The 24,809-nt window shown below is 44.4% G+C and carries 27 protein-coding genes and 1 tRNA gene; 13 read left to right on the top strand and 15 right to left on the bottom strand.

All coding sequences use genetic code 11. The features are described 5' to 3' along the window. Positions 1–19 precede the first annotated feature (19 nt). The gene (locus B5D42_RS05075) at positions 20–226 is read right to left on the bottom strand and encodes a hypothetical protein (RefSeq protein ID WP_139366990.1); all 207 of its coding nucleotides are present in this window, start codon (positions 224–226) and stop codon (positions 20–22) included. 504 nt (positions 227–730) lie between these two features. Here B5D42_RS05075 and B5D42_RS05070 point away from each other — a divergent pair. Continuing rightward, positions 731–1,609, top strand: a complete 879-nt coding sequence (locus B5D42_RS05070; protein ID WP_217698785.1) for a hypothetical protein — start codon at positions 731–733, stop codon at positions 1,607–1,609. A 98-nt stretch (positions 1,610–1,707) separates the two neighbouring features. Next, positions 1,708–2,181: a VOC family protein gene (locus tag B5D42_RS05065; RefSeq protein WP_078830355.1), complete on the top strand. Its 474-nt coding sequence runs from the start codon at positions 1,708–1,710 to the stop codon at positions 2,179–2,181. 100 nt (positions 2,182–2,281) lie between these two features. Here B5D42_RS05065 and B5D42_RS05060 read toward each other — a convergent pair whose 3' ends face one another. After that, positions 2,282–2,905: a hypothetical protein gene (locus B5D42_RS05060; RefSeq protein WP_078830354.1), complete on the bottom strand. Its 624-nt coding sequence runs from the start codon at positions 2,903–2,905 to the stop codon at positions 2,282–2,284. Positions 2,906–3,008: 103 nt separating this feature from the next. Between B5D42_RS05060 and B5D42_RS17835 the strand changes: the two genes are divergently transcribed. After that, positions 3,009–3,185 carry a hypothetical protein gene (locus tag B5D42_RS17835; protein ID WP_176112906.1) on the top strand — a complete coding sequence of 59 codons (177 nt, stop codon included), beginning with the start codon at positions 3,009–3,011 and terminating at the stop codon, positions 3,183–3,185. A 54-nt stretch (positions 3,186–3,239) separates the two neighbouring features. Then, complete coding sequence (locus B5D42_RS05055) at positions 3,240–4,325, top strand: SMP-30/gluconolactonase/LRE family protein (RefSeq protein WP_245825556.1); 1,086 nt, start codon at positions 3,240–3,242, stop codon at positions 4,323–4,325. A 10-nt stretch (positions 4,326–4,335) separates the two neighbouring features. Here the strand turns inward: B5D42_RS05055 and B5D42_RS05050 are convergent, their stop codons facing one another. From B5D42_RS05050 to B5D42_RS05020, 7 genes are all read right to left on the bottom strand, one after another. Beyond that, positions 4,336–5,271, bottom strand: a complete 936-nt coding sequence (locus B5D42_RS05050) for a ketopantoate reductase family protein (protein WP_176112905.1) — start codon at positions 5,269–5,271, stop codon at positions 4,336–4,338. A 10-nt stretch (positions 5,272–5,281) separates the two neighbouring features. Continuing rightward, positions 5,282–5,872 (bottom strand): GNAT family N-acetyltransferase, encoded by a 591-nt coding sequence (locus B5D42_RS05045; protein ID WP_078830351.1) that lies wholly within the window; start codon positions 5,870–5,872, stop codon positions 5,282–5,284. After that, on the bottom strand, positions 5,869–7,371 hold the full coding sequence (locus tag B5D42_RS05040; RefSeq protein ID WP_078830350.1) for an APC family permease: 1,503 nt from the start codon (positions 7,369–7,371) through the stop codon (positions 5,869–5,871). The genes B5D42_RS05045 and B5D42_RS05040 overlap by 4 nt, the downstream gene beginning before the upstream one ends. A gap of 13 nt (positions 7,372–7,384) precedes the next feature. After that, positions 7,385–8,080 carry an aspartate/glutamate racemase family protein gene (locus tag B5D42_RS05035; RefSeq protein ID WP_078830349.1) on the bottom strand — a complete coding sequence of 232 codons (696 nt, stop codon included), beginning with the start codon at positions 8,078–8,080 and terminating at the stop codon, positions 7,385–7,387. A 40-nt stretch (positions 8,081–8,120) separates the two neighbouring features. Further along, positions 8,121–8,660, bottom strand: a complete 540-nt coding sequence (locus B5D42_RS05030) for a YbhB/YbcL family Raf kinase inhibitor-like protein (protein ID WP_078830348.1) — start codon at positions 8,658–8,660, stop codon at positions 8,121–8,123. Further along, complete coding sequence (locus B5D42_RS05025; protein WP_078830503.1) at positions 8,657–9,142, bottom strand: acyl-CoA thioesterase; 486 nt, start codon at positions 9,140–9,142, stop codon at positions 8,657–8,659. Before B5D42_RS05025 ends, B5D42_RS05030 begins: the two co-directional genes overlap by 4 nt. 67 nt (positions 9,143–9,209) lie before the next feature. Continuing rightward, positions 9,210–9,815 (bottom strand): TetR/AcrR family transcriptional regulator, encoded by a 606-nt coding sequence (locus B5D42_RS05020; RefSeq protein ID WP_078830347.1) that lies wholly within the window; start codon positions 9,813–9,815, stop codon positions 9,210–9,212. 136 nt (positions 9,816–9,951) lie between these two features. On the opposite strand from B5D42_RS05020, the gene B5D42_RS05015 reads away from it, so the two are divergent. From B5D42_RS05015 to B5D42_RS04990, 6 genes are all read left to right on the top strand, one after another. Beyond that, positions 9,952–11,013, top strand: coding sequence for an NAD(P)H-dependent flavin oxidoreductase (locus tag B5D42_RS05015; RefSeq protein WP_078830346.1), 1,062 nt, complete (start codon positions 9,952–9,954; stop codon positions 11,011–11,013). A gap of 63 nt (positions 11,014–11,076) precedes the next feature. Further along, entirely contained in the window at positions 11,077–11,832 is a 756-nt protein-coding gene (locus B5D42_RS05010; protein ID WP_078830345.1) for an AraC family transcriptional regulator, read from the top strand. 65 nt (positions 11,833–11,897) lie between these two features. Continuing rightward, the gene (locus B5D42_RS05005) at positions 11,898–13,388 is read left to right on the top strand and encodes a serine hydrolase domain-containing protein (protein WP_176112904.1); all 1,491 of its coding nucleotides are present in this window, start codon (positions 11,898–11,900) and stop codon (positions 13,386–13,388) included. 87 nt (positions 13,389–13,475) lie between these two features. Next, a complete protein-coding gene (locus B5D42_RS05000) occupies positions 13,476–14,090 on the top strand; it encodes an NAD(P)H-dependent oxidoreductase (protein ID WP_078830343.1) in 615 nt (204 codons plus the stop codon). A gap of 110 nt (positions 14,091–14,200) precedes the next feature. Further along, entirely contained in the window at positions 14,201–14,875 is a 675-nt protein-coding gene (locus B5D42_RS04995) for a type 1 glutamine amidotransferase domain-containing protein (RefSeq protein ID WP_078830502.1), read from the top strand. A gap of 51 nt (positions 14,876–14,926) precedes the next feature. Continuing rightward, the gene (locus tag B5D42_RS04990) at positions 14,927–15,502 is read left to right on the top strand and encodes a Crp/Fnr family transcriptional regulator (protein WP_078830342.1); all 576 of its coding nucleotides are present in this window, start codon (positions 14,927–14,929) and stop codon (positions 15,500–15,502) included. A gap of 21 nt (positions 15,503–15,523) precedes the next feature. Here the strand turns inward: B5D42_RS04990 and B5D42_RS04985 are convergent, their stop codons facing one another. Continuing rightward, on the bottom strand, positions 15,524–16,039 hold the full coding sequence (locus B5D42_RS04985) for a HEAT repeat domain-containing protein (RefSeq protein WP_078830341.1): 516 nt from the start codon (positions 16,037–16,039) through the stop codon (positions 15,524–15,526). Between the two features lie 101 nt (positions 16,040–16,140). On the opposite strand from B5D42_RS04985, the gene bla reads away from it, so the two are divergent. Beyond that, positions 16,141–16,902, top strand: a complete 762-nt coding sequence (gene bla / locus B5D42_RS04980) for a subclass B1 metallo-beta-lactamase (protein WP_078830340.1) — start codon at positions 16,141–16,143, stop codon at positions 16,900–16,902. 41 nt (positions 16,903–16,943) lie between these two features. Here the strand turns inward: bla and B5D42_RS04975 are convergent, their stop codons facing one another. Together B5D42_RS04975 and B5D42_RS04970 are read right to left on the bottom strand one after the other, a co-directional pair. Continuing rightward, positions 16,944–19,097: a PI-PLC domain-containing protein gene (locus B5D42_RS04975; RefSeq protein WP_139366989.1), complete on the bottom strand. Its 2,154-nt coding sequence runs from the start codon at positions 19,095–19,097 to the stop codon at positions 16,944–16,946. Positions 19,098–19,455: 358 nt separating this feature from the next. Further along, positions 19,456–20,445 carry a GlxA family transcriptional regulator gene (locus B5D42_RS04970; protein ID WP_078830338.1) on the bottom strand — a complete coding sequence of 330 codons (990 nt, stop codon included), beginning with the start codon at positions 20,443–20,445 and terminating at the stop codon, positions 19,456–19,458. Positions 20,446–20,577: 132 nt separating this feature from the next. Between B5D42_RS04970 and B5D42_RS04965 the strand changes: the two genes are divergently transcribed. After that, complete coding sequence (locus B5D42_RS04965; protein WP_078830337.1) at positions 20,578–21,021, top strand: SRPBCC family protein; 444 nt, start codon at positions 20,578–20,580, stop codon at positions 21,019–21,021. Positions 21,022–21,058: 37 nt separating this feature from the next. Next, positions 21,059–21,553: an SRPBCC family protein gene (locus B5D42_RS04960; protein WP_078830336.1), complete on the top strand. Its 495-nt coding sequence runs from the start codon at positions 21,059–21,061 to the stop codon at positions 21,551–21,553. A gap of 187 nt (positions 21,554–21,740) precedes the next feature. On the opposite strand, the gene B5D42_RS04955 is transcribed toward B5D42_RS04960, so the two are convergent. The 3 genes from B5D42_RS04955 to B5D42_RS04945 all read right to left on the bottom strand — a co-directional run bounded on the left by B5D42_RS04955 (position 21,741) and on the right by B5D42_RS04945 (position 24,801). Further along, positions 21,741–22,436 carry a hypothetical protein gene (locus tag B5D42_RS04955; protein WP_139366988.1) on the bottom strand — a complete coding sequence of 232 codons (696 nt, stop codon included), beginning with the start codon at positions 22,434–22,436 and terminating at the stop codon, positions 21,741–21,743. A gap of 329 nt (positions 22,437–22,765) precedes the next feature. Then, positions 22,766–22,850, bottom strand: a tRNA-Ser gene (locus B5D42_RS04950). Positions 22,851–23,052: 202 nt separating this feature from the next. Further along, positions 23,053–24,801 (bottom strand): M14 family metallopeptidase, encoded by a 1,749-nt coding sequence (locus B5D42_RS04945; protein WP_078830334.1) that lies wholly within the window; start codon positions 24,799–24,801, stop codon positions 23,053–23,055. Between the last annotated feature and the right edge of the window lie 8 nt (positions 24,802–24,809).

Here is a 24,809-nt window from a genome sequence, read left to right as displayed (position 1 = left end):
CTTATCCAATATCACAGGATTATGGTGTTGGTGGTTTTGTAGGGATATGCCCTGTTTCGCCACCGGTATCACCGCCCCCTCCTTCTTCACCGCCGCCACCTTCGCCGCCGGAATCGTCGCCGCCTTCGTTGGTTGTTGCGTGTATAGGGGGATTGTTTGACGTATGATTATGATCGTGCTTAGGGCACGCCAATGCCCAGAAGAATGCCAGAAATATGTAAAACATTTTGATTTGTTTTTGAAAATGAATGAATGGTGCAGCCCGACAGTGATGCTGTCCGGATGCGGTTGACGGGGTTGTAAGAAGCGCTTCTTACATTGTCTGGGAAGGGAAGTGAGCTCAGATTGCAGAAGCCGGGAAACGCTTCCCAGGCCATTTATCAGCCCCTGCTTTCTTTGCTCACAGAAGCCGGCTTTGTACAAAATGCCTTTTAGCAAGGAAGGCACCAACCGGCTTCGGAAACAAAAGTAGATCGGGCTAAACCCTTGTACACCAAACGATTCCGATGATTCCATTCATTCCGGTGAGATTCCGGGAGTTCCGGTACAATTCCGGAAAACCGTAATTAATTCCGTGAAAATTCCGGTAGAATTGCTAACTGCTTAATTATATTTTATGTTATTTATCGAGTACCAGGCGCTGGTAATTAAGGATTATGAGGCCAAAAAAAATTCAGGGGAGCTGCGTTGGGCATCTGCTTTAAGCCCGGGCAGACTTAGAACCGAGTGCATGAATGCTTTCGTTAAAAGGTATAAACGTAAAGACGAACGGACGCTGAATGACTTTTTCGGGGACAGGAAAGAGAATATCAACTATGCAAATACAATAAAAAAATTTGATCGTGATAAGTTTAAACCGCTAAATAATTACCTGAAGGGAATCAGTAATAATACAGATGAAAAAAATATCGAACTTTTAGCTTGGCTCATCGACTATGAACCCCGTCCACATGACCATAACAGGAAAGCCGTACCAGAACTGTCGGAAATCGGACCTGAAGGGATGATTGAAACAGGAAATGGAGAGACTGGCATTCCAATTCCTGCAATATTCCTGGAGGAAATGTTTGACAGCAAATCAACATCGAATATTACAAAACTTGGCTTTTCCGATGCTTTCAATCATGTAAGCAAAAAGGACATAAAAAAAGAAGATGGCATATTTAATATAGAAACACCGGATACTGTTATTAAAAATCCGCGAACAAAAAAAAGATTTACAATAGCTTCGATATCGGCAGTCCTCATTATATCCGCTTCAGTCTACTTCGGCCGTATGAATATCTCTTCCCAAACCCCTCCTTCCGGCCCCCAATCCTGCATGTACTGGAACGGAGATCATTATGAAGCCACACCGTGTAACGAAACAGAAGGAAAAAAACTGGTGATTGCGCTCGATTCCCTTAAACTCCGGAATTTCAAAAAGATCACACAACCGGACACCATCACTTTCAGATCAAAAGGATCTGTGTGGTATGTTAAGATAAACGGCGGTATAGAATATTATACTTCCGATGGATTTCATCCTGTGGATATACGCCTGAGGCTGAAACCCATCACAGATTATATGATCCGTAAATATATTTACAACACACAGGCTTCGAGATAAATACCAGCTTTGTCGCAATCCCCCTTTTATTTGTCAGGTTTGCCCCTCAGTGCTTTCATAGGCCGGGCATAATTTTGGTGAACTAAATCAATAAAACCATGCGCGCAAAGATCACTCCGTTCCTGCTGTTCAATAACGAAGCTGAAGCAGCAGCCAACTTTTATGTATCCGTATTTAACGGCAAACTCCTGTCCGTTACCAGATATCCGCAAAACACACCGATGGCCGGCGCTGTGCTTACTGCCAGCTTCGAGATCCTCGGAATGACCATGACCGCCCTGAACTGGGGCCAGGAAGCTACCTATAAGGAAACCATCTCATTTGCAATTGAACCGGAAACCCAGGAAGAGGTGGATCATTACTGGAATGCTCTCATTGCAGACAGTGGCGAAGAAGGACCATGCAGCTGGCTTAAAGACAAATACGGTGTTTCATGGCAGGTGGCACCGGAAATACTTCCCCGCCTCATGAGCGATCCGGACCCGAAAAAATCGGCAGCAGTAATGCAGGCCATGATGAAGATGAAAAAAATCATTATCAGCGATATACAGGCGGCTTACGATAATGCCTGAGCAGCAATAAAAAGGAGCTTCAAACGAAAGCTCCTTTTTATTACCATCAGGTTTTTAAATTATAATTGGCAACAGTTGTAAAGCCTGCCTGATTTCAAACCTATGAGTCTTTATGTGCTTCAGCGTCATTACACGATTCATTCAGCAGACCCTTTAATAAGGCAGACCATTGCAGTTCAGACAATCCGGCCATGGCAAAAACACCTGTAATACCGTTACGGATTTTGTCGCCGATCTTTTCAGTGTCAGTATTGGGCGTTTCATTGCGTCCGTGATAGGATAATGATACAGTATTGCCTTCCAGATGAACAACAAATGTGGATGAAGCCTCGGAGCCAAAGAAATGTGCAGTATCCTTATCATCAGCACCCGGCGCACTGCAAGGCGAGAGTGTTAATGCAAACAGTACCGGTTCCTGCCGCCATTCCATCTCCTGCACACAAACCCAGTCGTAACCCTCGCCTGCAGCCGGACCGGGCCCGGGAAGATCGATCCGGAATAAATCGCCTTTTTCCGCAGCGCGGTTTTGGGGCACACCATCGCTGTTCATCAGCAGGAACTCTGCACTGGCCGCACCGGCAAGCCGGTGCCATTCAGCAGGCGTTCTTAATAAGAATTCTATTTTTCTGAAACATGCAGCAGCAGCTGGTTCATCAGGGAAACTTCTCTCGAAAGTCAAGTCATTTTGCTTTCCATGGTCATTAACAGGAATTATCGGCTTCATTATCATGTTTTTTAGATAAATAAACTGGTGATGCTATACGGGGAAAACGTTCCACCGCAAAGAGCAGGAATACTTTTTTCTGATCTCCTTAAAAAAATGCGCCATGAACTCAAAAAAAAGCAATACGGACAAGAAAAGCCAGTCAGATACTTCTGCGGTTAAAGCTGAAACCAAAATACGTGGACTGGAACACGAAGCTGATAAAGAGCGCACACGTAAACCCGGAAGCCAGAGCAATAGTTCTGATCGTCACAATACCGGTCGCGGTGGAGGAAAATAGGTCACCTCTATTTCATGTACAGAATGCATTAGTCTATCATTGAAAATTTCTGTTATGAAAATCCGTGGATTATTCTGCAGTGTCATTATGCTGTCCGCCGTGGCCTGCTCAAAAATGAGCGATAACAAACCGCAGCTGGATCTTGTTTATTCCAATGACACTTATCAGCTTACAGGTGTTGCCATTACCAATACCAACCGCGTTTTTACAAACTATCCGTTGTGGAGCGATGTATACAGGTACGCTGTTACCGAGATCAACGGCAAAACAACTGAAACAGCTTATCCGAATACAGAAATGAATTCCTGGAATCCAGGGCAGGATGGCTTGTCCAAATGGGTCTGCGTTCAGGCAGTGGTAGCAGGGAAGAACAACAAACTATGGGTAGTGGATCCTGCTTCTCCAAAAATGCAGGGCGTGTACAACAACAGCAACAAGCTGGTCAAAATTGACCTCACCAACAATACAGTTGAAAGGGTGTATCCTGTAAACACAGCCGCAGGACCTGGGAGCTACATCAATGATGTACGTGTAGACGAGGAAAGAGGGATCGCATATATGACCAATTCGCAGGAAGGCGGCATTGTGATCGTGGATCTGAACACCGGCAATGTACGCCAGGTATTACAAGGGCATTATTCCGTACTTTCTGATCCTTCATTTACTTTTATCATAGATGGCAAAGAGCTCAGGAAAAACGGGCAACCGGTAAAAATACATTCAGATGGAATTGCACTATCTCCGGACAGGGAATGGCTTTATTACAAACCACTTACAGATGATAAGCTATACCGGATCCGCACTGAATTCCTGCGTGATGCTTCATTGACGGGAACAGCACTCGGTGCGAAAGTGGAAGACCTGGGCAGATTCACAACAACCGACGGAATGATCTTAGATAAATTCGGCAATCTTTACCTTGGCGACCTGCAGCATAACCGCATCGTAAGAATTACACCAGACATGCGGATGAAAGAAGTAATCAGTGATGAACGCCTGATCTGGCCAGACAGTTATTCAATTTCGGAAGATGGTTACTTATATATCAGTTGCTCACAGATCAATAAACAGCCGGAATACAATGAAGGGGTAAACAAACGTACTTCGCCTTATACAATTTTCAGGATAAACATTTTGTAACAAATCATCATTACAAAGATGCGCGCATTGCAATACCTGACTTGATCCTTATCAATTCACCCAGCAAGCGTGTTGTTGGCACCATTGTTTCCTGGCGGGCGTTATCGGCAATCTCAGCCACAGCCATATTCAGGGTTTCAATTTCCGTTTTACGCCCGTTCAATATATCCTGGTAGGTTGAGATCAGTTGCCCTTCCGAGGATTTACTGATCTGCAAAAGGCGATCAAACACGTCAGCTGCATCCAGGAATACCCCTTGCGTTTCAGCAACTGAAATACATTCAGCTATTACTCTTTTTGCAACAGACCTGGCTTGCTCATCGCGGTAAAAAATACCATTGTCCGTTTCCAGCAACGGGCAAACCGAGTTAAAAACACAGTTAGCGATTGTTTTTGTCCAGATAACGCGTTGAATATCCTGCTCTGCCCTGAATGTGAAATAAGGGTTACTGAATTGATCAATGATGCCGGACAATTCTTCACTGCTGCCACGCACCACCCCAACCGGCGATGCCGCAACAGGCTTAAACCTGATGGCATCAGCAGATACCTGTTGTGCTGTAGCAAAAAGAATGCACCTGTAAATCCGTTCAAAACCATGATGAACAAACGGCAACTCCACATTTAAACCATTCTGCAGAATTACAACGGGTGCATTACCGATCCTTTTTTTCAATCTTTCTGCGATCAGCTCATTGCCATATGATTTGCTGGCAATCACAACAATACCATCCAGGTTTGTAAAATTACTGACAGCACTTACCAATACTTCCGTCTTTACAGCGTCTTTATCATTAAGCAGCACTTTGATGGTAACCATCGAGTCGTTGATTTCATCAGCCTGGCCCCTGAGCAGTATCACTTCATTTCCCTGCGCTTTCAGAAAAGCTGCCAGTGTTTTCCCGATAGCACCGGCACCTATAATAAAGATCCTGTCAGATTTCATGATCGAAGTTTTAAATATCATTCAAAAGCATGGTCTCGATGCCGGCCCATTCGTGTTTCAGTATGCTGTAGCAAAAAGTATTTCTTCTGAAACCATCCTGCACCAGCATGTGTTCGCGAAGTGTGCCTTCATATTTGGCGCCGAGCTTTTCAATCGCTTTGCGCGACTGTATATTTCTTTCATCAGTTTTGAACTCCACTCGGTTTGCATGCAACTGATCGAATGCGAATTCCAGCATCAGGTATTTACATTGCCGGTTCATTCCTGTTCCCTGAAATTCCTTGCCTAACCATGTGGCACCGATTTCCAGCCGGTCATCTGCATTGGAAATATTAAGGAATGCGGTACTGCCGGCATAACGGCCCTGCGTTTTGCTGAATATGCTGAAAGAATACCTTATTTCCGCCTCCCTCAGCATGATCGCCGCATCAACGTATGCAGTTAACATCTCTTGGGTATAAACCTGTTTCGGCGAATACTGCAGGAGCCTGCGGTCGGAAGCTGCCGCAGCCGACAGGTTCTCTGTATCCTGTTTCGCAACCGGCATTAAACATATAACATCATTCTCCAGGACAATATCCTTTTCAAATCTGAAATTCATAACCCATAATTATCCTGTGACTGATTGTTTTTTTCAACGCGGTTCAGGTTACTGTTTTTTGCACTGTAAAGAAAATACACGGCAATACCGGCGATACTCCAGACCAGTAAACGCAGCCAGGTCGACTTATCAAGGCTGAACATCAGGAGCATATTGAACCCCAGTCCCAATCCTGCTACCAGAGGAAGATATTTCACTTTATAAGGTCTGTGCAGGTCAGGTTGCTTTTTCCTGAGTACCAGTACCGCTGCACAAATCATTGCAAAAGCAAACAAGGTACCGATACTGGTCATTTTAGTTGCTTTTTCAATAGGTGTAACTGCCGCTACGAATGAAGCAACCGCGCCGAGCAGAATGGTACTTTTCCAGGGAGTTTTAAAGCGCGGGTGTACAGCTGCAAATAATTTTCGCGGAAGCAGTCCATCCTGCGCCATATTCAGAAAAATGCGGGTTTGCGAAAGAAGCATTACCAGCATTACCGATATCAGACCGATCACTGCAGCTATTGTAACCAGCAGCGAAGCCCAGTTCAGACCAACCGAACTGAAAGCCGAAGCCACAGGAGCACCGAGGTCCAGGTCCTTATAGTTTGCCATGCCGGTAAGTGTCAGAGAAACAAGAATGTACAAGCCTGTGCAAACAACGAGTGAAGTGATGATCGCAAAAGGGATATCCTTTACCGGGTTTACCGCTTCCTGCGATTGTGTTGATACGGCATCAAAACCAATAAAAGCAAAAAATACAATACCCGCTGCGGTCAGTACACCGGAAAGCCCGTAATGGCCTGTGCCGGATGCATCAATTACCCGCTCGGGTATGAATGGTTGCCAGTTGGCGGGATTGATATACAGAACGCCCACGATCACAACAAAAAGTACGGCAGCCACTTTTAAGGAAACGATGATATTGTTGGTCTTTGCCGATTCTCTGATTCCTTTTACAAGGATATAAGTAACCACCCATACAATCAGCGCAGCCGGAAGGTTAACAGAGAATGCCGGCACCTCCACACCTGCCCTGAGTGCTTCTTCCTTTGCCGTAACGGGATCGTTCACCAGCCATGCCGGTACATGATGGATGCCGGATAAATGCAGCAGTTTTACAAAATACCTGGACCAGCTTACTGCTACCGTAGTGGCACCCATCATATATTCGAGGATCAGGTTCCAGCCAATGAACCAGGCAAAGAACTCGCCCATGGTTCCGTAAGAATATGCATAGGCAGAACCGGAAACGGGCAGTATACTTGCAAATTCGGCATAACAGAATGCCGCGAATAAACACCCCAGCCCTGCCAGTACAAACGATAAGGCGAGCGCCGGCCCGGCATATTGATTGGCAGCCACGCCGGTTAATACAAAAATTCCACCACCTATTACAGCGCCGACACCGATCGCTGTCAGTTCCCATTTACCCAGGGTTCGCCTGAGCTCGCTCGTTTTAATATCGTTGTTATAAGATTCAAGTGGTTTTCTTCGCAGTAGTTTGGCAAGATTCATTGTGGTATTTTTATTAATTCGATAATGCAAATTCAACAGCAGCTGTTGCGTGGATCTCTGTAGTATTGAAAACGGGAACAGTAAAGTCAGCCTGTGATAAAAGCAGTGGAATTTCCGTGCACCCCAATATGATGCCTTCCGCACCTTGCCTGATCAATTCATTGGCAATCCGGATATATGCGGCTTTCGTTTCTGCTTTGATGATCCCCCTGCCCAGTTCATCAACAAGGGTTTGTTCTATAAAGTCACGGTCAGTCTGCTTTTCCGGGATGAGGGATTCAATACCATATTCTGCCAGCTTGTTCCTGTAAAAATCGAGTTCCATCGTATACGTCGTACCCAGCAAAGCCACTTTGCGGATCCCGCGTTTCATGATAGCATTGGCAGTCGCTATCCTGATATCGATCAATGGCAGGTCAACAACTGCTGCTACCCTTTCGGCAACAATATGCGCGGTATTGGCGCCAAGTATGATGAGTTCTGCCCCTGCATTCCTGAGCTGCAGTGCTGCGGCCGACAGTAATTCAAAGCTGCTGTCCCAGTCATATGCTGCATTGTATTTTCTGAAATATTCAAAATTGACAGAATAAAGAAGGCATTCTGCGAAGTTCAGTCCGCCTAATCTTTTGTTGGTCACTTCATTAATGTAACGGTAATAATCAACGGATGAAGCCCAGCTGATACCACCTACGAGCCCGATCTTTTTCATGTGAGCTGATTTTTAGAATGGATACAAATCGTTTCGCCGGCTATCGCCTGAAATAAAAAACAAGCGATGCTTTTTCTATTACGTGTGCAGACAAGTTGAAACCCACCAGTGCCGCAGCTGCGTTCTGATCCAGGCCAAGCTTCGCAATATCCAGTGCATAAATGGTAATGGTGTATTTATGAATGCCGCTACCAGGTGGCGGACAGGGGCCGCCGTAGCCTGGCACTCCGAAGTCTGTCCTGGATTGTATGCTATTGGGAGGCGCAAGCTGTTTTTCAACAGTACCGGCACCAGATCTCAGTTCGGATACAGATCTGTCGATATCGAAAATGACCCAATGCCACCAGCCGCTACCGGTGGGAGCATTTTCATCATGAATGGTAACGGCAAAACTTCTGGTACCGGAAGGCGGATTTTCCCAATACAACTGGGGCGAAATATTCTCTCCGTTACATCCGGATGCATTGAATACCTGCCTGATGGCAGCCTGTCCGCCAAGTTCTTTTGATTTAAGAGTAAAAGTCTGCGCTTGACATAAAGTTGCAGAGCAACATGCAATGATTAAAATGAGCGTTTTCATTTCGGTTGTTTCAGATGTTTAACACGTGTTTCGAAATCGACAGGTTCGGGCAGTGGGTTAACAACTTCGGCAAACAGCTGCATCAGTTCTATACCGTGCAAATGGCTTTTCTGGGTGGCAAGCTGAAAATGAACAAGTTTAGTCCACATCACTGATTTTAATACGCTCTTATCCTGTTCCCACATCGATGCTTCGAAAAGCAGGCTTTTTTCAGAGTAATAGAGCAACTGTGTCTGTATCGTAACTTCCTCCATCAGGAAAGCCGGAACGAGGTAAGAGATCTGCGTTTGAGCCGATACCCAGCCGATCCCTTTGGTACGGGCAAGCCGGTAAATATCCAGCCCGTAGTGATCAAGCAACTGATCACCCCTTGCGGTGACCATGTAATCGATATAGCGCGAATTGTTAAGATGATTAAAGGGATCACAATCGTGAAACCGGATTTTCATTTTGCTTTCAAGCACTTTCTTAAAAATTTTCATATTCTCTTTTATCATGGTACAAAATGTTTCAAAAAATACCATTCGGTATTTTTTTATGTAAAAAAAATTACACTTTCAGATCGAGTATCATTTTTTCGAGGAAGTCCATAGCTATCCTGAGTTCAGTATTTCTTCCGGTCACCTTCGCCTGCATGAACGCACCTTCCACGAGAGACATCAGCACAGCTGCAATTTGAGCCGGATTTGTATCTGCCTTTATCTCGCCTCTTTCCATACCTCGTTTAACCTGGTTCTCAACGGATTTTTTCCAGAAGGAAAGTGCATTGGCGGCTTTTTCCTTTAAGAGCGGATGTGTATCGTCGGCTTCGGTTGCCGTATTTAAAATGGGGCAGCCTGTCTGCAGAAAAGGAATTTTCAGGCAGTTCCTGTACACCGCCGGATATACCAGCAAACGTTCGATTGAATGGTCCGCAGCCAGTATACGTGCCTTGATATAGGCTGTCACCCTGTTGAAATTATAATCGAATGCGGCTAAAGCTACTTCGTCCTTATTCTCGAAATTCCCATAAATACTGCCCTTAGTCAGGCCCGTTGCCCTGGTCAGGTCGTTAAGGGATGTACCTGCATAGCCTTTCTCATTGAAAACAGCTGCGGTTTTTTCAATGATAAATTGTCTGGTACGTTCGGCTTTGGAAGTTGGTTCGTTATGCATCGGAACAAATATATAGCAAATTATACCAACTGGTATAATTTAGATGATTTTATTTTTTCTTCGCTTTCAAAGCTGCGCAGATTGGTTAGATTTGCATACCAGCGCATGATTGCTCACACCTTAAACAGAACCTGCAATGCGTAATATATCGGCAGATCTTACTCATCGCCTTTCAATAGAATATCCGGTTATCCAGGCACCGATGTTTGGCGTTTCCACACCGGAAATGACGGCAACCGCTTCAAATACGGGCGCATTAGGCTCGCTGGCCCTGGCAGACCTTACTTATAACCAATGCGCAGAACTGATCAGAAAAACAAGGCAACTCACCTCCAGACCTTTTGCTGCCAATATCTTTCTGCATACTTTACCTGCAATAACAGCTGAGCTGAAAGACCGTTACCAGCGCACAAAAGCATTTCTGGAACAACTGGCAAAGGAAAACGGTATTAATGTGAGTCTCCCTGAATTTGATACGATACAATTGACGGATTACAAAGATCAGCTTGATGCAATTGTTGAATACGGCGTCAAAATATTGAGTTTTACCTTCGGGAATTTAGATCCGGAAAGCATCCGCTTTCTGAAATCGAAACAGGTAGTATTGATCGGCACCTGCACTTCGGTTACAGAAGCTTTGCAGCTGGAAGCTTCGGGTATTGACATCATTTGCGTTCAGGGGATTGAAGCCGGCGGACATCGCGGAAGCTTTACGGAGAGGAATATACCTGAGATCGGAGGTTTGTCGCTGCTGGCTACAGTAAGGGATGCCGTAAAAACACCGCTGATCTATGCCGGCGGGCTTTACAACGGCGCTACCATGCACGCTGCCAAAGCACTCGGCGCAGCCGGGTTTCAGCTGGGCAGCATATTTCTCTGTGCACAGGAAAGCGCTCTTGAGGAATTTGAAAAGCAACGGCTTCTTAAGGCCACGGAAAACGAGATCATGCTGATCAGTAGTTATACCGGAAGATATGCACGCGGCATTGCGAACCATTATGTTCAGCTGGCAGAAAATTCCGGAATGACCCTGCCTTACCCCTACCAGAACAAACTGACCCGTGCTTTGCGAGATGTTGCGAAACAGCAGAAAAACGCTGAGTTCATTAACCTGTGGGCAGGCCAGTCCCTCCATACTTATAGCAGAGATTCTACCGCATCAATTATCGGCAGCCTGATCAGCCAATTACCGCATTGATCATTCTTGCATCCATTCCTCCCGAAAAAAAACATTAAGTCATTACATTCTTTAATTTCAGGTATGTATTCTGATCATATCCTTGCAGACAATGACCTGTTTTCTTTATCCCGGGTTGTATACCACAAGGGACATGGCTATACTCCGCATAGTCATAAAGAAACGGCCATCAGCATTGTGCTCAATGGCATTATGCATGAGAAGGTCGATGGCCGTTCCGAAATCGGCAAAGGAGCTGTTACGATCATCAAACCCGCCGGCGTTGTACATGAAAACCTTTTTACGGAAGATTGCACGATACTCTGCCTTTACCTCCATAAAAATCATGATACAAGACTTGATAAAAAAGGGGTACTGGAAGAATGGAAATGGAGACAGGGTCTGAATTGCCTTCCGTTGCTGTCTGACCTGCTCAAAAGCAAAACAGAGCAGCAGGCCAGGGAAAAACTAGCAGTCATGCTGGGTTATATTGGCTCCCACCAGGTTAACCGTGAAGACGCTATTCCGTTCTGGCTTGCTGATGCCAAAGAATATATCGATCATCATTTTACAGAACCGGTGAATGTAACCATGCTGGCAGCGCGGTACAAAGTGCACAGGGTTTACCTGGCAAGGGCTTTCCGCCGCTATTATGGCCAGAATATCAAATCTTACCTGAAGGCGCTGCGACTGCATCATTCTGCTGCATCGGTCATAAACGGCAATACTGTGATGGATACAGCACTGTTGAACGGGTTCAGTGACCAGAGTCACCTCCAGCGCCTGTTCAAAGAGCAGACAAAACAGACGCCACTGCAATTCCGGGAGACCTTCAGTTAAAGGTTTCATTTGTTCAACCCGTTTGCTTTTATGCGAATTAGTTTTGGGCTGTTTAAATGTTCAATATGAAAAAATCGATCCTTATTCCACTGTTATGGTTGTTTTATACAGGCATCGGGCAATCCGTAAAACAGCCTTCAGAGAAATTCAAACATGAATTCGAAAGGACTGTTTCTGACCTTTACCGCAAACATAACCTGCATGCGGATTTCATTATTGGTATTGTTAATGGGAACGGGCTTGTTTATTCCTTTTCGATAAAAGGTGACTCATCCACCCTGCATAGCAAGATCAGCAGCAGTACACCGATCTATATCGCATCCCATACCAAAGCAATGACAGGCACATTGCTCAAAATTCTCGAATCCGAGAAAAGGATCGATCTCAGCGCTCCCATCAGCAGGTATTTACCCGGGCTTCACTTTAACGGCAAGATCAATCCTGACAGCATTACCACGCGGGACCTCCTCAGCCACACACACGGCATTTCAAACAACGTACTTACCTATCTGACTGCATACCTCGGGCACACCGGCAATGACGATGACCTGATCCATATTTTAAACAACTACAGCAAATTCGACCCAAGCCGGAAATTTGAATACTCGAATATCGGACCGATCATGGCGGGCCTGATCATCGGCAAAGTAGCAGGAGACTGGAAAACCTTAATGCAGGAGAAGCTGTTCAGGCCTTTGCAGATGATAAATACCAGTGCCGACATCAGTAAATATAAAGTGACAGATATTGCCCCGACACAGATCTTCTTTCAGAACGGAAAATTCATCAGCGCTTCGTTTCAGAAACAAAACAGCACCATGCATGCCGCAGGCGGCATCATGTCAACGCTTGATGATCTGTCGAAGTGGATGGCCTTCAATATAAACAAACGAAATAACACCGGACCGCAACTGTTAACTCCGGAGCAGATCACCGATGTTCAGGCATTGCAGGCCCGGCAGGACAGGCGCTATTTTACTTACCAGCGTTACGGATACAGTCTCGGCTGGGATCTTGCAACTTACAACAACGAAAACATCCTGACACGCAACGGTGGATTCTCTGCCGTGACATTTAATTTCTCTTTTATCCCCGACAAAAAAATCGGCGTCATCGCTTATGCCAATACCAATGAAGCCGGTTCATTTATTTATGTAGCAGCAAACCTGGCTTATAATTTACTGTTATCAAAAGACAATACTGCTGCGCTTCTTAAAGAAGAAACGGCATTGTTCGAAAAAGGGTTACAGAATATCACAAACACTGTTTTTATTGAGCGCTCCATTTCCGCCGACAGCAGTTCGGAAAAATTAACCGGATACTATTCTGCAAAAGATGGCTGGCCACCCATAGAAATCGTTAGCAAGGGTGGCGAAATCCTGGTAAAATGGAAAGAACTTACCGGCAGAATGAAACTTGAACAGGAATCCGGTGCTACAAAAACTTATTCCGTTGATTTCGGAGCAATGAGCAGAACGTTTAGGTTCCATTTCAAATCCGGCGAGGCGGATCAATTTGAAAACGGTTCCATAATCTATTCCAAAAACCGGCAATAAGGGGTTGCCCGGATCAAAAACTTGTGACATAGCTCACAGGTCGGTTCCGCTGATATTACAGAATTTTGTGTCGTTAAAACAGACGCAATGCACAAAGTATTTATCATAAACGGCGGACAACAGTTTGCACATTCGGGTGGCGCTTTCAATAAAACGCTCACCGAATGGACCCGGGATCATTTCAGTCAAAACGGTTTTGAAGTAAGAGTAACCAATGTTAATGATGATTTTATACCCGAAGAGGAAATAGCACATTTCAAATGGGCAGACCTCATTATTTACAATACGCCTATCTGGTGGTTCCAGGTTCCGAACCGTTTGAAAAAGTATATAGACGAAGTATTTACTGCCGGCCATAAAAACGGCATTTATCACAGCGATGGCAGGTCTCACCACAACCCCGCGATCAATTACGGCACCGGCGGATTAATGCATGGCAAGAAATACATGGTAAACACCACCTGGAACGCGCCTGCAACAGCCTTTACACTGCCCGGGGAATTTTTCAATGAAACGTCAGTCGACAACGGCATCCTGTTTGGGTTTCACCGGATGAATGCGTTCGCTTCACTGGAAATGATCCAGGGCTTTCATTTCCACGATATGGAGAAAAATGCCACACCCGAAAGAATTGCACAATACCAGCAGGAATATTCTGCTCACCTTACACATACATTCATGAACGAAACAGTCTGCATATGACCATCAGTAATATTTCCAAACGGATCGGAATATTATTCCTTTTGCCGGCATTCCTTGCCTGTAACGGGAACAAAAACACATCACCTGAACAAGCAAAAATCTCAATTACCATGAAACAAAAGATATTATTCGTAGTAACCAGTCACGATACCAAAGGCAGCACCGGTGAAAAAACCGGCTATTATTTAGGCGAAGTGTCTCATCCATGGGATGTGCTTACAGAAGCAGGTTATGAAATAGATTTTGTAAGCCCTGAAGGCGGAACACCACCTGTAGACGGCCTTGACCTGAACGACAGCATCAACAAAAAATTCTGGGAAGACGCTTATTATCAGAACAAGATCTCTCATTCGATGAAACCTTCTGAAGTAAATTCAGGTGATTATAAAGCTATTTTTTACGCAGGAGGACATGGCGCCATGTGGGACCTGCCCAACGACACGGCAATAGCCGGGATCGCAGCTGCCATTTATGAAAACAACGGAATAGTGGCAGCAGTCTGTCACGGACCGGCAGGTTTAATCAATATAAGACTGAACAATGGAGCATTGCTGGTCAGCGGAAAAAAAGTAAATGGTTTCAGCAATGAAGAGGAAGAAATTGTAAAACTGACAACTGTTGTTCCGTTCTTGCTGGAGAATAAACTCAAAGAACTGGGCGGCATCTATGAAAAATCACAACCCTGGCAATCTCATGTAACGGTAGACGGACGATTGATCACCGGTCAGAATCCGCAATCTGCCAAAAATGTAGGTGAAGCTATAAGGGATGCCTTACGTAAATAGTATTCCGGCGTAAAGGGTTGCAAAGCGTATTCCAATTTGTATTTTTACTGAATGGAGTACGCTTCTTTTTTAAGGAAACATATCGGGGAGATCGTTGCATTAAGTGATGAGGAATTCAACCTGATCTTACCTTTTTTTTCTTACAGAACGATCAATAAAAAAGAATACCTGATCAGGGAAGGACAAACCGTTCATTCCGAATTCTTTGTGCTGAAAGGTTTACTGAAAGCATTTATGTCCGATGAGTCTGGCAAAGAATTCATTGTTCAGTTTGCTATGGAGAATTGGTGGATTTCAGATTATCCTGCCTATAAAATACAGGGCAAAGGTGACTTATGCGTTCAGGCGCTGGAAGATTGCGTGGTGCTGGAACTGAGTCTCGAAAACAAAAACAGGATCTGCGGGTTGGTTCCAAAAATGCAGCAGTTCCACGGCACCAAGGCTTTCAATGGTTTTGTAGCGCTGCAGAAAAGGGTATTATCATTGATGAGAAATTCTGCCAGTGAAAAATATGAGCTGTTACTGGAGCAATACCCGGCTTTGTTTCAAAGGGTTTCCAAAACGATGATTGCACATTACCTGGGCGTATCTCGGGAAACACTTAGCAGACTTTCACACCAACGCTGAAGATTGGGGTGCAAGCGAGGTCTATTTTATTTTTTTGAGCGCATCGGTGTATTTTTTCTTCACCCCGCCATCTTCTTCTTTCTCTGCAAGTTGTTCAATTTGAGGCAACAGTTTTTCATTGTACTTTTTTTTCAGTTTGATGATCTCGGCCAATGCATATGCAGTTGCCCAGCGGACAACGGTTCCGGGGTTTGAGGCATTGTTTAAAAGTCCGGGGATCGTTTCATGAAGCTGATCTGGAAAATGCTTCGCGATGTTTCCGATTACTTTTGCGCTCTCCCACTTGATGCGGGGCTCTTCGGATCTCAGGGCCAGGGTAACATAGGAAAGCAGGGCTTCATCAGCGACCGACGCATCTTTCCTGGTAGCATATTCCATTGCTTCAATGCAGGTTGCCTTGTCGGATGCTTTTTGCTTTTCGGCACATGCCATCAGTTCTTCTGCCGGCAACTCGCCATTCAGCAGCCATTCCCCGATCATGGAGACCTTCCCTTTTGCTTTTACGGATTTGTCATTAAAGACCTGTTCTAGCGTCATATTTTAATAATATAGCTGGCCGATGACATTACATCACAATTCTGCGTTGCATACGATCAAAAAAATACGAAATTGTGGTTACTCAAAGAAAACCCGGGCGAATGAAATCCATCATAAAATCCCTGACAATCAGCCTGCTTTTTGCATTATGCGTAAATGTCAGCGCACAAAAAAATAATGTCTTTAAATCAAAAGTGGTTTATAAATCTGAGATTCTGGTCATTACGCAGATCTCCGCAAATGCTTTTGAACATACTTCATTCCTGCAGACCAATGATTTCGGAAATGTTCCCTGCAACGGGCTTGTGGTAAGAAACGGCAATGAGACAATTGTCTTCGATACGCCCACCGATGACAAAGGTTCCGAAGCACTTATCAGCTGGATTAAAGACTCGCTTCACTGCAAGACAAATGCAGTTATCCCAACGCATTTCCACGACGATTGCCTGGGCGGACTGAACGCATTCCATAAAAATAATATTCCCTCTTATGCTTATTTCAAAACTATGGCATTTGCAAAAGAGAATAACTATGCCATTCCAGAAAACAGTTTCTCGGATTCCTTACGGCTTAAGGTTGGAAAGAAAGATATTGTTGCCCGTTTTTTCGGTGAAGGCCATACGAAGGATAATGTGGTAGGTTATTTTCCCGATGAACAGATCCTGTTTGGCGGCTGCCTGATAAAAGAACTCAATGCCAACAAAGGTTACCTGGGCGATGCCAATATTGCTGCGTGGTCAGGCACAGTAGAAAAAGTAAAAAAAGCATACCCCAATGTGAGCATTGTTATTCCCGGGCATGGGGATTATGGAGATAAGCAATTGCTTGATTATACGATCAGGCTGTTTAAAAGTCAACATTAATTGCGAACCTAAGGCTGCCCCACTGAACGCAGTTGTGATTCTCATTGTGCGTTGTTCTGATTTGCAACAGGACTGTAAACACCGAACAATTGATAGGGATTATTCCAGTAGCCTCCGGATGATTGCGATTTTGCAAAAGTGCCGTCGGGCAGGATTTCCTGTATAAACCAATAGTTGTGGCCGTCGCAAAATCCAAAAAGAAAAACACGCCCAAGTGCCTCATAAACGGCAAACCAGTTATAGGAATTTTCCCAGTTTCCTGTATCGGTTTGTGTTCCCAGGGTTCCTGAACTGGTAAGTTGCTGAACAAACCAATAATTAGTGTACGCATTAAATCCGAAAAGGTAGTTTGTATTGCCGATGAGGAAAGCAACCGCAGAAGTATAAGGGCCATCTTCGAATGTGCCGTTTTGCGTCTCTGTACCCATTGTACCATCGCTGTTCAGTTCCTGTATAAACCAATATTGCGTATTAATATTATGGCCGAACATATAGGTAGGTCCATTCGGTATGGTATAAGTTGCAATAACTGCATACGGACCATTTTCCCACTGATCTCCCTGTGCCTGTTCCGATGCCATTGTACCATCTGCCAGCAGTTGTTGGGTAAACTGATAATTATCCTCATGGTTCATCCCAAACAAGAACGTATTACCCTGTACAGAATAGGTAGTTTGTGTCAGATAAGTGTTTTCAAAATTCCCCTGCGCAGTCTGCGCCGGACCGAGCGTTCCATCTGACAACAATTCCTGTATAAACCAGAAATTGGCAGGGCTCGAGTCGGGAGAAAATCCATATAAGTAATTAGTTCCGCCAACCTGGTAGGGGGACAGGGCGCAGTAATTATTCTCCCAACCCTGACTAAAAACCTGGTTTCCCATGATACCGCCAGGAAATAGCTGTTGTGTTATGAATGTATTGCTATCCATACCAAACATGGTCAGGTATTGTACCTGAAAATTATTACTGGTATTAAGCGCTATACAAAGATCTACGAGGTTGGTATTCTCATAAAAATCAACATATATGTATGCTATGGTATTTGTTGTTGCACCTTGTTGTACAAAGCTCTGGGCAACTAATCCGTATAACTGACTTTGTATCGGTGCAGACATTTGGTTTATTGTTGTCCATGGCGGCTCCGTGGTTGTTGAGAGGAGGTATGAGATATACTCTTTTAAGCCTATATATGCAGCAACATTAATGCCCGGCGGCAATGCGACCAGAACAATAGGCAGCAGATCAGAAATAGCTGGCAAAGCTGCATTGGTAATAATATTAGTTATATCGTCATCTGTAAAAGTCAGTGTCATGTACAACGCAAAAGGAATACCATCTGCCTGCTGCCAGTTGGTAACCTGGCCCTGCAACATTGTATTGAAATCATCGGAGTCGCTGTAAGAGCCTGTTACAGGGCCGGAACTGCTGCTGGACGAGGGGGAGCAGTACTGGTTCGGCCAAAGGAAATAACCGGTTGGGCTTTGTTCTATGTTATAGGTATTACCGAATGTTATGATTACTGTAGACTGTATTTTCCCTGTTCGTTGTGTGACGATCTGCTCATAGGTTTGTGTGAAATAGTCGTTCTGGACCTGATAGGTATTGCTATTGGAATCATAAGCCGTACAGCACAAAAATGCATATTCCTCCAGGTACGTGGATAAAAGATTGATAAACTCAGTGTAGCTATGCTCCAAAAAATGCTGGAAGTGCCCCACATTTACAACAACAATTTCTCCGCTTGTCTTTTCCAAAAAAGTTTTGATATCTCCCAGCACATCTTCCATATTACTACCAACCATTCCATGATAGGTAAAAAACCTGTGTTTGCCAGTATGATTTTCATGACTGTATTTAATGCGAAGGTCAAGGCACCGGATCCCATCGCGTAATTGCTCGCCAATTGTTCTGGTAGTAGTTTGGGAAACGCCGAGAATACTATCGAATATTTTATCACACACCCATTTTTCGGCTTCACCTATTATTCCGATTAGTCCCGGAATAGCGGAGAGTTTTGTCGAAATACTATTTATTGTATCCAAAAGAGTGACCATCTGGGCATCCGTGTCGGTGGTAGCTTTGTCTCTTAATTTGCAGGTACCGGAATCATGTGTGGCCGGGAAGCAGATATTCTGGATCAATGTATTGTTTCTTTGTCCCGCATAAAGATTATACATCCAATTTTTGTAGTCCATTGTCAGTATTATTATTTATAAACGATTCAACTCATCTCAACCGAAATCAGAGGGCTGTTTAAAATAAAAAAAACTATCAATATCTCATAGTGCTGTTCGCAAAACATTTAAGCCTATACCGAAACAATGGATTACAAAAAGGGGGATCACGTAGTTCTATAAAAAAACGCCAGGCAAAAAGACTAATAATCAGCAATTTGCGTTTCATCAGCATTGTTTCTTAGTAAACATGCGAACATGAAACTTCCGGCAGCTTGTTAGGGTCTATGACTCTCGGGGACTTGAAGGTTCTGATAACTGTGCTGCTGGTTATCTTTTTTACACACTTCATGTTTACAATTGAATGAATATATCTGTATCACTGTAAAACAGAAGCTTCCCTGTTATATTTATTCTTGTACTCCAGCGGAGACAGACCGGTTATTTTTTTAAACACTTCCCTGAAAGCTTTTACATCGGAATAACCAACTGCATACATTACTTCATTGATGGTTTTACGGGTGCTTTCCAAAGCTTTTTTTGCAGACTCGATTTTCACCCGCTGTGCATATTCCACAGGCGTATTGCCGGTAGCTTTGATAAACCTCCTGTCGAAGTTTCGCCTGCCGACAGAAAATCTGGACGACAGATTCTCTATGGATATTTTTTCTTCAATATTGTTCTCTATGTAGGTCTGCGCCTGTTGAACTATTTCATCGTTGTGTTGTTTCTGACCGGTGAATATGGCAAAGGCCGACTGGCTATTCCGTTCGAGTTCGATCTGGAATATTTTAGAACAAAGAATAGCGGTTTGCCTGTCGTAGTATTTTTCAATAAGGTATATGACCAGGTTCAGAAAAGAATAAGCGCCGCCGTTGGTATAGATCCCGTTTTCATCTGTGATCAGTTTACCCGAATGCAGGTTCACTTTAGGGAACAGCGACCTGAACCTGTCTTCGAAGGACCAGTGAGTGGAACAGCTTCTGCCATCCATAATACCGGTAGACGCAAGAATAAATGCACCTGAACACATGCTTGCTATTTCGGCGCCGGCTTTATACTGGCTATGTATCCAGTCAAACATTTCCCTGGAATCAGCAGTGTCTTCACCGGGCATAGCCGATGGAATAATGATGAGGTCGGTTTTAGCAATATTGTTTATGCAGATATCGGGCGTTAAAGCAACAAAGTGGCTGACGCATTTTTTGTGAGGAACGATACAGGCGATCTCAAGCCGATACTTTTTCTTATTACCCCGCTGCTGCCACAAAGCTTCTGCTCTTGAAAATATTTCCACTGTGCCAACGATACAGGCGATCGTACTCAGGTTGCACTGTCCTTCCGGATATAATAGTGTAATATGTTTCACAAGTGTGTTTTTACAAAGTTATATGGATACCATGTCCAAATCAACCCCATATAATGTCTATTTGACCACCCTTTCGCCCCATTTACAGACAATACCTTTATCCTGTAAAGCTTTAAAAAATTAAACAGCAATATGAAAAATCAGGATTTCACCACCACGATCTGGGTAGAGCAGACACCAGCAGAGGCCTATCGCACTATTTTAAACGTCAGGGCATGGTGGTCTGGCCTGTTTGACGAATCGTTCGAAGGCAATTCGGAAAAACCGGGCGACGAATTCAGTTTTCGGGCAGGCGGAGGCATGCATTATACCAAACAAAAACTTGCAGAACTGGTGCCGGATAAAAAAGTGGAATGGCTGGTTACGGAAGCCAACCTCAGTTTTGCAGAGCAGGCGGAGGAATGGAATGGAACGAAGATCCGCTTTGATATTTCGGAAGAAGCTGGTAAAACGAAGATCGTGTTCACGCATATAGGCCTGGTGCCGGAATTTGAATGTTATGATTCGTGTGCTCCTGCCTGGACACAGTATATAAAAGAACAGCTTCCTGCTGCTATAGCAAAAGCGAGCCAATAGTATTCTATCCATTCATAAAACCAAAATCGCAAATCATATGACAAGCGCTGATTTCAACACAACTATTTTAGTGGATCAAACGCCTGAAGCCGTTTTTAAAGCAGCCAGCAATGTGCGCGGCTGGTGGTCTGAGAGTATTGAAGGCAATACTGATCAGCTGAACGAAGAATTCCTTTATTACTATAAGGATGTCCATATCAGTAAAATGAAGATCATAGAATATATTCCCGGCAAAATGATCGTCTGGCAGGTATTAAATAACCACTTTAGCTTTACGAAAGACAAAACGGAATGGAACGGCAACAGGATCGTCTTCGAAATTACACCCAAGGGCGATAAAACAGAATTACGCTTTACGCAGGAAGGACTGACGCCTGCTAATGAATGTTATTCTGTTTGCCACGATGCCTGGACAAGCTATATCCAGGGCAGTTTGAAAGACCTGATCACCACAGGAAAAGGAAAGCCGAATGCAAAAGAGGGTGGACTCAACGAAGAACTGATCGAGAAATGGAAGCTGCCGAGAAAATGATATAAGGGAACTTAGGGAATATTTTCAATACCCAGAAAGTGAACAGTGCAGTTGCGCGAAATTCTGCATCAAATGATCCTCATAAAAAAGACGCCGAAACAGGCGTCTTTTTTATGAGGCGGAGACCGTTTCTTACTTCTTAACCATCCAACTTTTACACCGCAGCGCTGATGCCATTTTAGTGTAATTACGCTTCAGGTGTTTTTTTGTACTGAAACCAGGAGGCATCGCCCAGGCCTGATTCAGCCAATGCACCTACTGTGATGGTTTTCTGGGATCCGTAGCCCAGGTTACCTGAATATCCTTCAATAGCAAAAATGTGAGACTTGTCAATAAACTTATGATACCACAAACCATCTTTTTGTCTTGAACTGTGCGCCGTGTCATCATACATGGTGATCTGCGTATCTGCAACCGTTCCCAGGGCTGCAAGTCCGTCAGGTTTTGCTATAGTATTCCAATCCCTGGATTTCAACCCTATATCTTCGCCATCGATCAGAAGCGGGGCTTCTGATCCTTCGAGCAAGCCATGTATCTCTTCTATATTTGAACTGAAAGCGGCATTTAACCCGCCGAAAGACCAGTGGTGGCAGACTTTTTCCGCTTTGCCGGGTGTTTTTATGATGTGTATTTTTTTGTCCGCCAATGCAGCGGTCAGGTCTTTAGAAACAATAAAACCCCATATTTCCAAAGCTTCCGCTTCAAATGCTTCATCGTTAATCGTCAGTGTGTATTCGCCTTTTACCACATCTTTTGCTCTCTGAACAACCTGGTTTCGGATCTCAACCGCCGGTACAGCAGGCATCGACTTAGCATTCTGCGTTACTGTAGCTGCAGAAGCGTGGGTTATAGCCTGCTTGTTTTGAATTGACTGCTGATACATGTTTGTGATTTAACTTGGGACAGCGTGTATGTAAAATAAGGTTTTTTGCCTGCTATTTTTGAAATAAAACACGGGTTTGGTTCTGCAAATTTGTCCTTGTTGTTAATTCCTGATGCATAGGGGTTTTATAATCCGTTAATATATAAGGCTAAAGCTGGAAAATAAAAGGTTTAAGTATTACTGCTCAAACTTTTCGGCGGAGAGAGGGATTCGAACCCCCGGACCTGTAACAGTCAACGGTTTTTCGAAGGATCCTGCGGGCAAGACCACCGCACTCGACGCTATATGAAATAAAAAAAGGTTTAAGTATTACTACTCAAACCTTTCAGCGGAGAGAGAGGGATTCGAACCCCCGGACCTGTAACAGTCAACGGTTTTCAAGACCGCCGCATTCGACCGCTCTGCCATCTCTCCGCGGCAAAAGTACGTTTTGAAATTAAATAGCAAAAAAAAATTAAGCGCTTAACACCTTGTTTATCACAAAACCCTTTAGCAGCAAGACTTACAGGGAAAATATTTTGTTTAAAAAAAGATAAAAAAGCCGGATCAGGAGAAACTTCCCTGCTGTATAAAGGAATTTTCTTCCGATCCGGCTGTATTAAAAAACGTTGTTGCTTTATTTCGCCAGCGTGGCGGTTCCGCCTTTACGGCTGTCTACATTTACGGTGTATTTGCCATTACCACCCTGCACGATCCATTTAACCGTTACAGCTCCCAGTCCCGGGATATTGTTTACTTCAATGGTCTGCGGATTGTTCTTCTGCTCGGTAGAAAGATTCAGGTCTTTATTTTCTATCTGCATACCTGCCACTACTTTGCCGTTTGTTGTAAGACTGATATAATCCGGCCGCTCTATTTTATTCTTCACATCCTGGCTGCTGTGTGTTGGCATGATACGGCCATTGTACACGGTAGCAGTTACTTCTTTCAAGCCATCACCAAGGTCTCTTTCAGTAATGTCCTGCACTTCCAGCTTCGGTGTATGGAAGCAGTGGTAGATGCTGAACGCCATGTTACGATGCGCATCTGACTCCAGCAGGAAGCCGGGGTGTGCACGGCCAAAATTCTTTTTCAGACCTCCGATCTCGATCTTGCCATACTGCGGATGATCATATTCCTTCCAGGGCACAAATGCATCCTGGAACAGCAGGTAACGGTCAAAACTGTAGGTAGTGTTATCGAAAGGATCACGGGTTGCATCTTTCATGAACATCAGGTATGGCGTCCATAATTCGTTGGAATAGGTATAAATACCGCGACCTGCATAGAACCAGTCGAGCTCACCGCCATAAGCTGAATAGAGATCTTTATATACAACCAAGTATTTATACCCTGGCAGCAACTCCTCCCCTTTTTTAGCGATCGCATCATACACTGAAATATCCTGCGCATTGTATGTACTCACATCTTCCTGGCCACCCGGACCACGGAGGATCATGCCTCCGGCATTATGGTAAGATTGTGCTGCAGCTATATTCGGGTGCTTCATCACAAACTCCATCACAGCCCTGTTCTCCGGTAACGAGAACGGGTATTTGTACGCACCACTCTGGATATAGTTCGGCTGCCAGCCCCAGCCCCAGTCGCGGTTGGGATCGTATTCAAATGCATAACCATCTTCATTTACACGACCATCTCCATCGTTATCGATACCCTCGCTGCCGAGTATTTCATAATCGCCCTTTTCATCAGGACCTACCTGGATCATATTACGCGGGTCTTTCGGGTCGATCTTCCAGCGGCCATTTGGATTTTTACGACGCATCATGGTAATATGTCCGTCACCATCCAGATCATCATACAGATCCTCATTTACCAGGCCATCCCCGTCATTATCGATCGGCAGCAGTCCTGAACGTGGCGAGCTTCCGGTATTGGGTTTGTGGATATAACTGTCCCTGCCATCAGGATTAATGGTCGGAACAATATAGAATACTTTATCTGCCAGCAGTTCCTGTATGAATTTCGTGTCTGCAAAAGACTCCGCTAAATACCATGCTGTATAGAGTGCAAATTCTGCACCCTGTACTTCATTGGAGTGAATATTACCATCGATATACATCGCCGGCTTCTTTTTCTCTTCCCCTTTTTTGAAATCAGTAATGGTCATACACCAGAGGTCGCGGCCTTCGTATGATTTACCGATCGATTCCAGCTTTACCAGGTTCGGATACGCTGCTGCCAGTTTCTTACAGATCTCTGTAATACCTGCGTGATCATAATAGCGGTTCCAGGTCACGGTCACTTTCGGATTTACCGGTGAGCCTGCGGCTTTAAATACCTGGTTCGCGTTCTGTGCCTGTGTACCGCCAATGCCAAGTGCCATTGCCGCTATCACAGGAACTATTTTTATATTGAGTTTCATGCTTACAT

This window comes from Sediminibacterium ginsengisoli (assembly GCF_900167075.1).
GTDB lineage: Bacteria > Bacteroidota > Bacteroidia > Chitinophagales > Chitinophagaceae > Sediminibacterium > Sediminibacterium ginsengisoli.
This window is presented reverse-complemented; position numbering and strand designations above follow the sequence as displayed.

Bases quoted from the DNA above. Each gene is read 5' to 3' on its own strand.
- B5D42_RS05030 (WP_078830348.1), bottom strand. From the start codon at position 8,660: ATGAAAACGCTCATTTTAATCATTGCATGTTGCTCTGCAACTTTATGT.
- B5D42_RS04995 (WP_078830502.1), top strand. From the start codon at position 14,201: ATGAAACAAAAGATATTATTCGTAGTAACCAGTCACGATACCAAAGGC.
- B5D42_RS04965 (WP_078830337.1), top strand. From the start codon at position 20,578: ATGAAAAATCAGGATTTCACCACCACGATCTGGGTAGAGCAGACACCA.
- B5D42_RS04945 (WP_078830334.1), bottom strand. From the start codon at position 24,801: ATGAAACTCAATATAAAAATAGTTCCTGTGATAGCGGCAATGGCACTT.
- B5D42_RS04960 (WP_078830336.1), top strand. From the start codon at position 21,059: ATGACAAGCGCTGATTTCAACACAACTATTTTAGTGGATCAAACGCCT.
- B5D42_RS05075 (WP_139366990.1), bottom strand. From the start codon at position 226: ATGTTTTACATATTTCTGGCATTCTTCTGGGCATTGGCGTGCCCTAAG.
- B5D42_RS04990 (WP_078830342.1), top strand. From the start codon at position 14,927: ATGGAGTACGCTTCTTTTTTAAGGAAACATATCGGGGAGATCGTTGCA.
- B5D42_RS05060 (WP_078830354.1), bottom strand. From the start codon at position 2,905: ATGAAGCCGATAATTCCTGTTAATGACCATGGAAAGCAAAATGACTTG.
- B5D42_RS05015 (WP_078830346.1), top strand. From the start codon at position 9,952: ATGCGTAATATATCGGCAGATCTTACTCATCGCCTTTCAATAGAATAT.
- B5D42_RS05010 (WP_078830345.1), top strand. From the start codon at position 11,077: ATGTATTCTGATCATATCCTTGCAGACAATGACCTGTTTTCTTTATCC.
- B5D42_RS17835 (WP_176112906.1), top strand. From the start codon at position 3,009: ATGAACTCAAAAAAAAGCAATACGGACAAGAAAAGCCAGTCAGATACT.
- B5D42_RS04955 (WP_139366988.1), bottom strand. From the start codon at position 22,436: ATGTATCAGCAGTCAATTCAAAACAAGCAGGCTATAACCCACGCTTCT.
- B5D42_RS04975 (WP_139366989.1), bottom strand. From the start codon at position 19,097: ATGGACTACAAAAATTGGATGTATAATCTTTATGCGGGACAAAGAAAC.
- B5D42_RS05065 (WP_078830355.1), top strand. From the start codon at position 1,708: ATGCGCGCAAAGATCACTCCGTTCCTGCTGTTCAATAACGAAGCTGAA.
- B5D42_RS05070 (WP_217698785.1), top strand. From the start codon at position 731: ATGAATGCTTTCGTTAAAAGGTATAAACGTAAAGACGAACGGACGCTG.
- B5D42_RS05040 (WP_078830350.1), bottom strand. From the start codon at position 7,371: ATGAATCTTGCCAAACTACTGCGAAGAAAACCACTTGAATCTTATAAC.
- B5D42_RS05000 (WP_078830343.1), top strand. From the start codon at position 13,476: ATGCACAAAGTATTTATCATAAACGGCGGACAACAGTTTGCACATTCG.
- B5D42_RS04985 (WP_078830341.1), bottom strand. From the start codon at position 16,039: ATGACGCTAGAACAGGTCTTTAATGACAAATCCGTAAAAGCAAAAGGG.
- B5D42_RS05025 (WP_078830503.1), bottom strand. From the start codon at position 9,142: ATGAAAATTTTTAAGAAAGTGCTTGAAAGCAAAATGAAAATCCGGTTT.
- B5D42_RS05055 (WP_245825556.1), top strand. From the start codon at position 3,240: ATGAAAATCCGTGGATTATTCTGCAGTGTCATTATGCTGTCCGCCGTG.
- B5D42_RS05020 (WP_078830347.1), bottom strand. From the start codon at position 9,815: ATGCATAACGAACCAACTTCCAAAGCCGAACGTACCAGACAATTTATC.
- B5D42_RS05045 (WP_078830351.1), bottom strand. From the start codon at position 5,872: ATGAATTTCAGATTTGAAAAGGATATTGTCCTGGAGAATGATGTTATA.
- bla (WP_078830340.1), top strand. From the start codon at position 16,141: ATGAAATCCATCATAAAATCCCTGACAATCAGCCTGCTTTTTGCATTA.
- B5D42_RS05005 (WP_176112904.1), top strand. From the start codon at position 11,898: ATGAAAAAATCGATCCTTATTCCACTGTTATGGTTGTTTTATACAGGC.
- B5D42_RS05050 (WP_176112905.1), bottom strand. From the start codon at position 5,271: ATGAAATCTGACAGGATCTTTATTATAGGTGCCGGTGCTATCGGGAAA.
- B5D42_RS05035 (WP_078830349.1), bottom strand. From the start codon at position 8,080: ATGAAAAAGATCGGGCTCGTAGGTGGTATCAGCTGGGCTTCATCCGTT.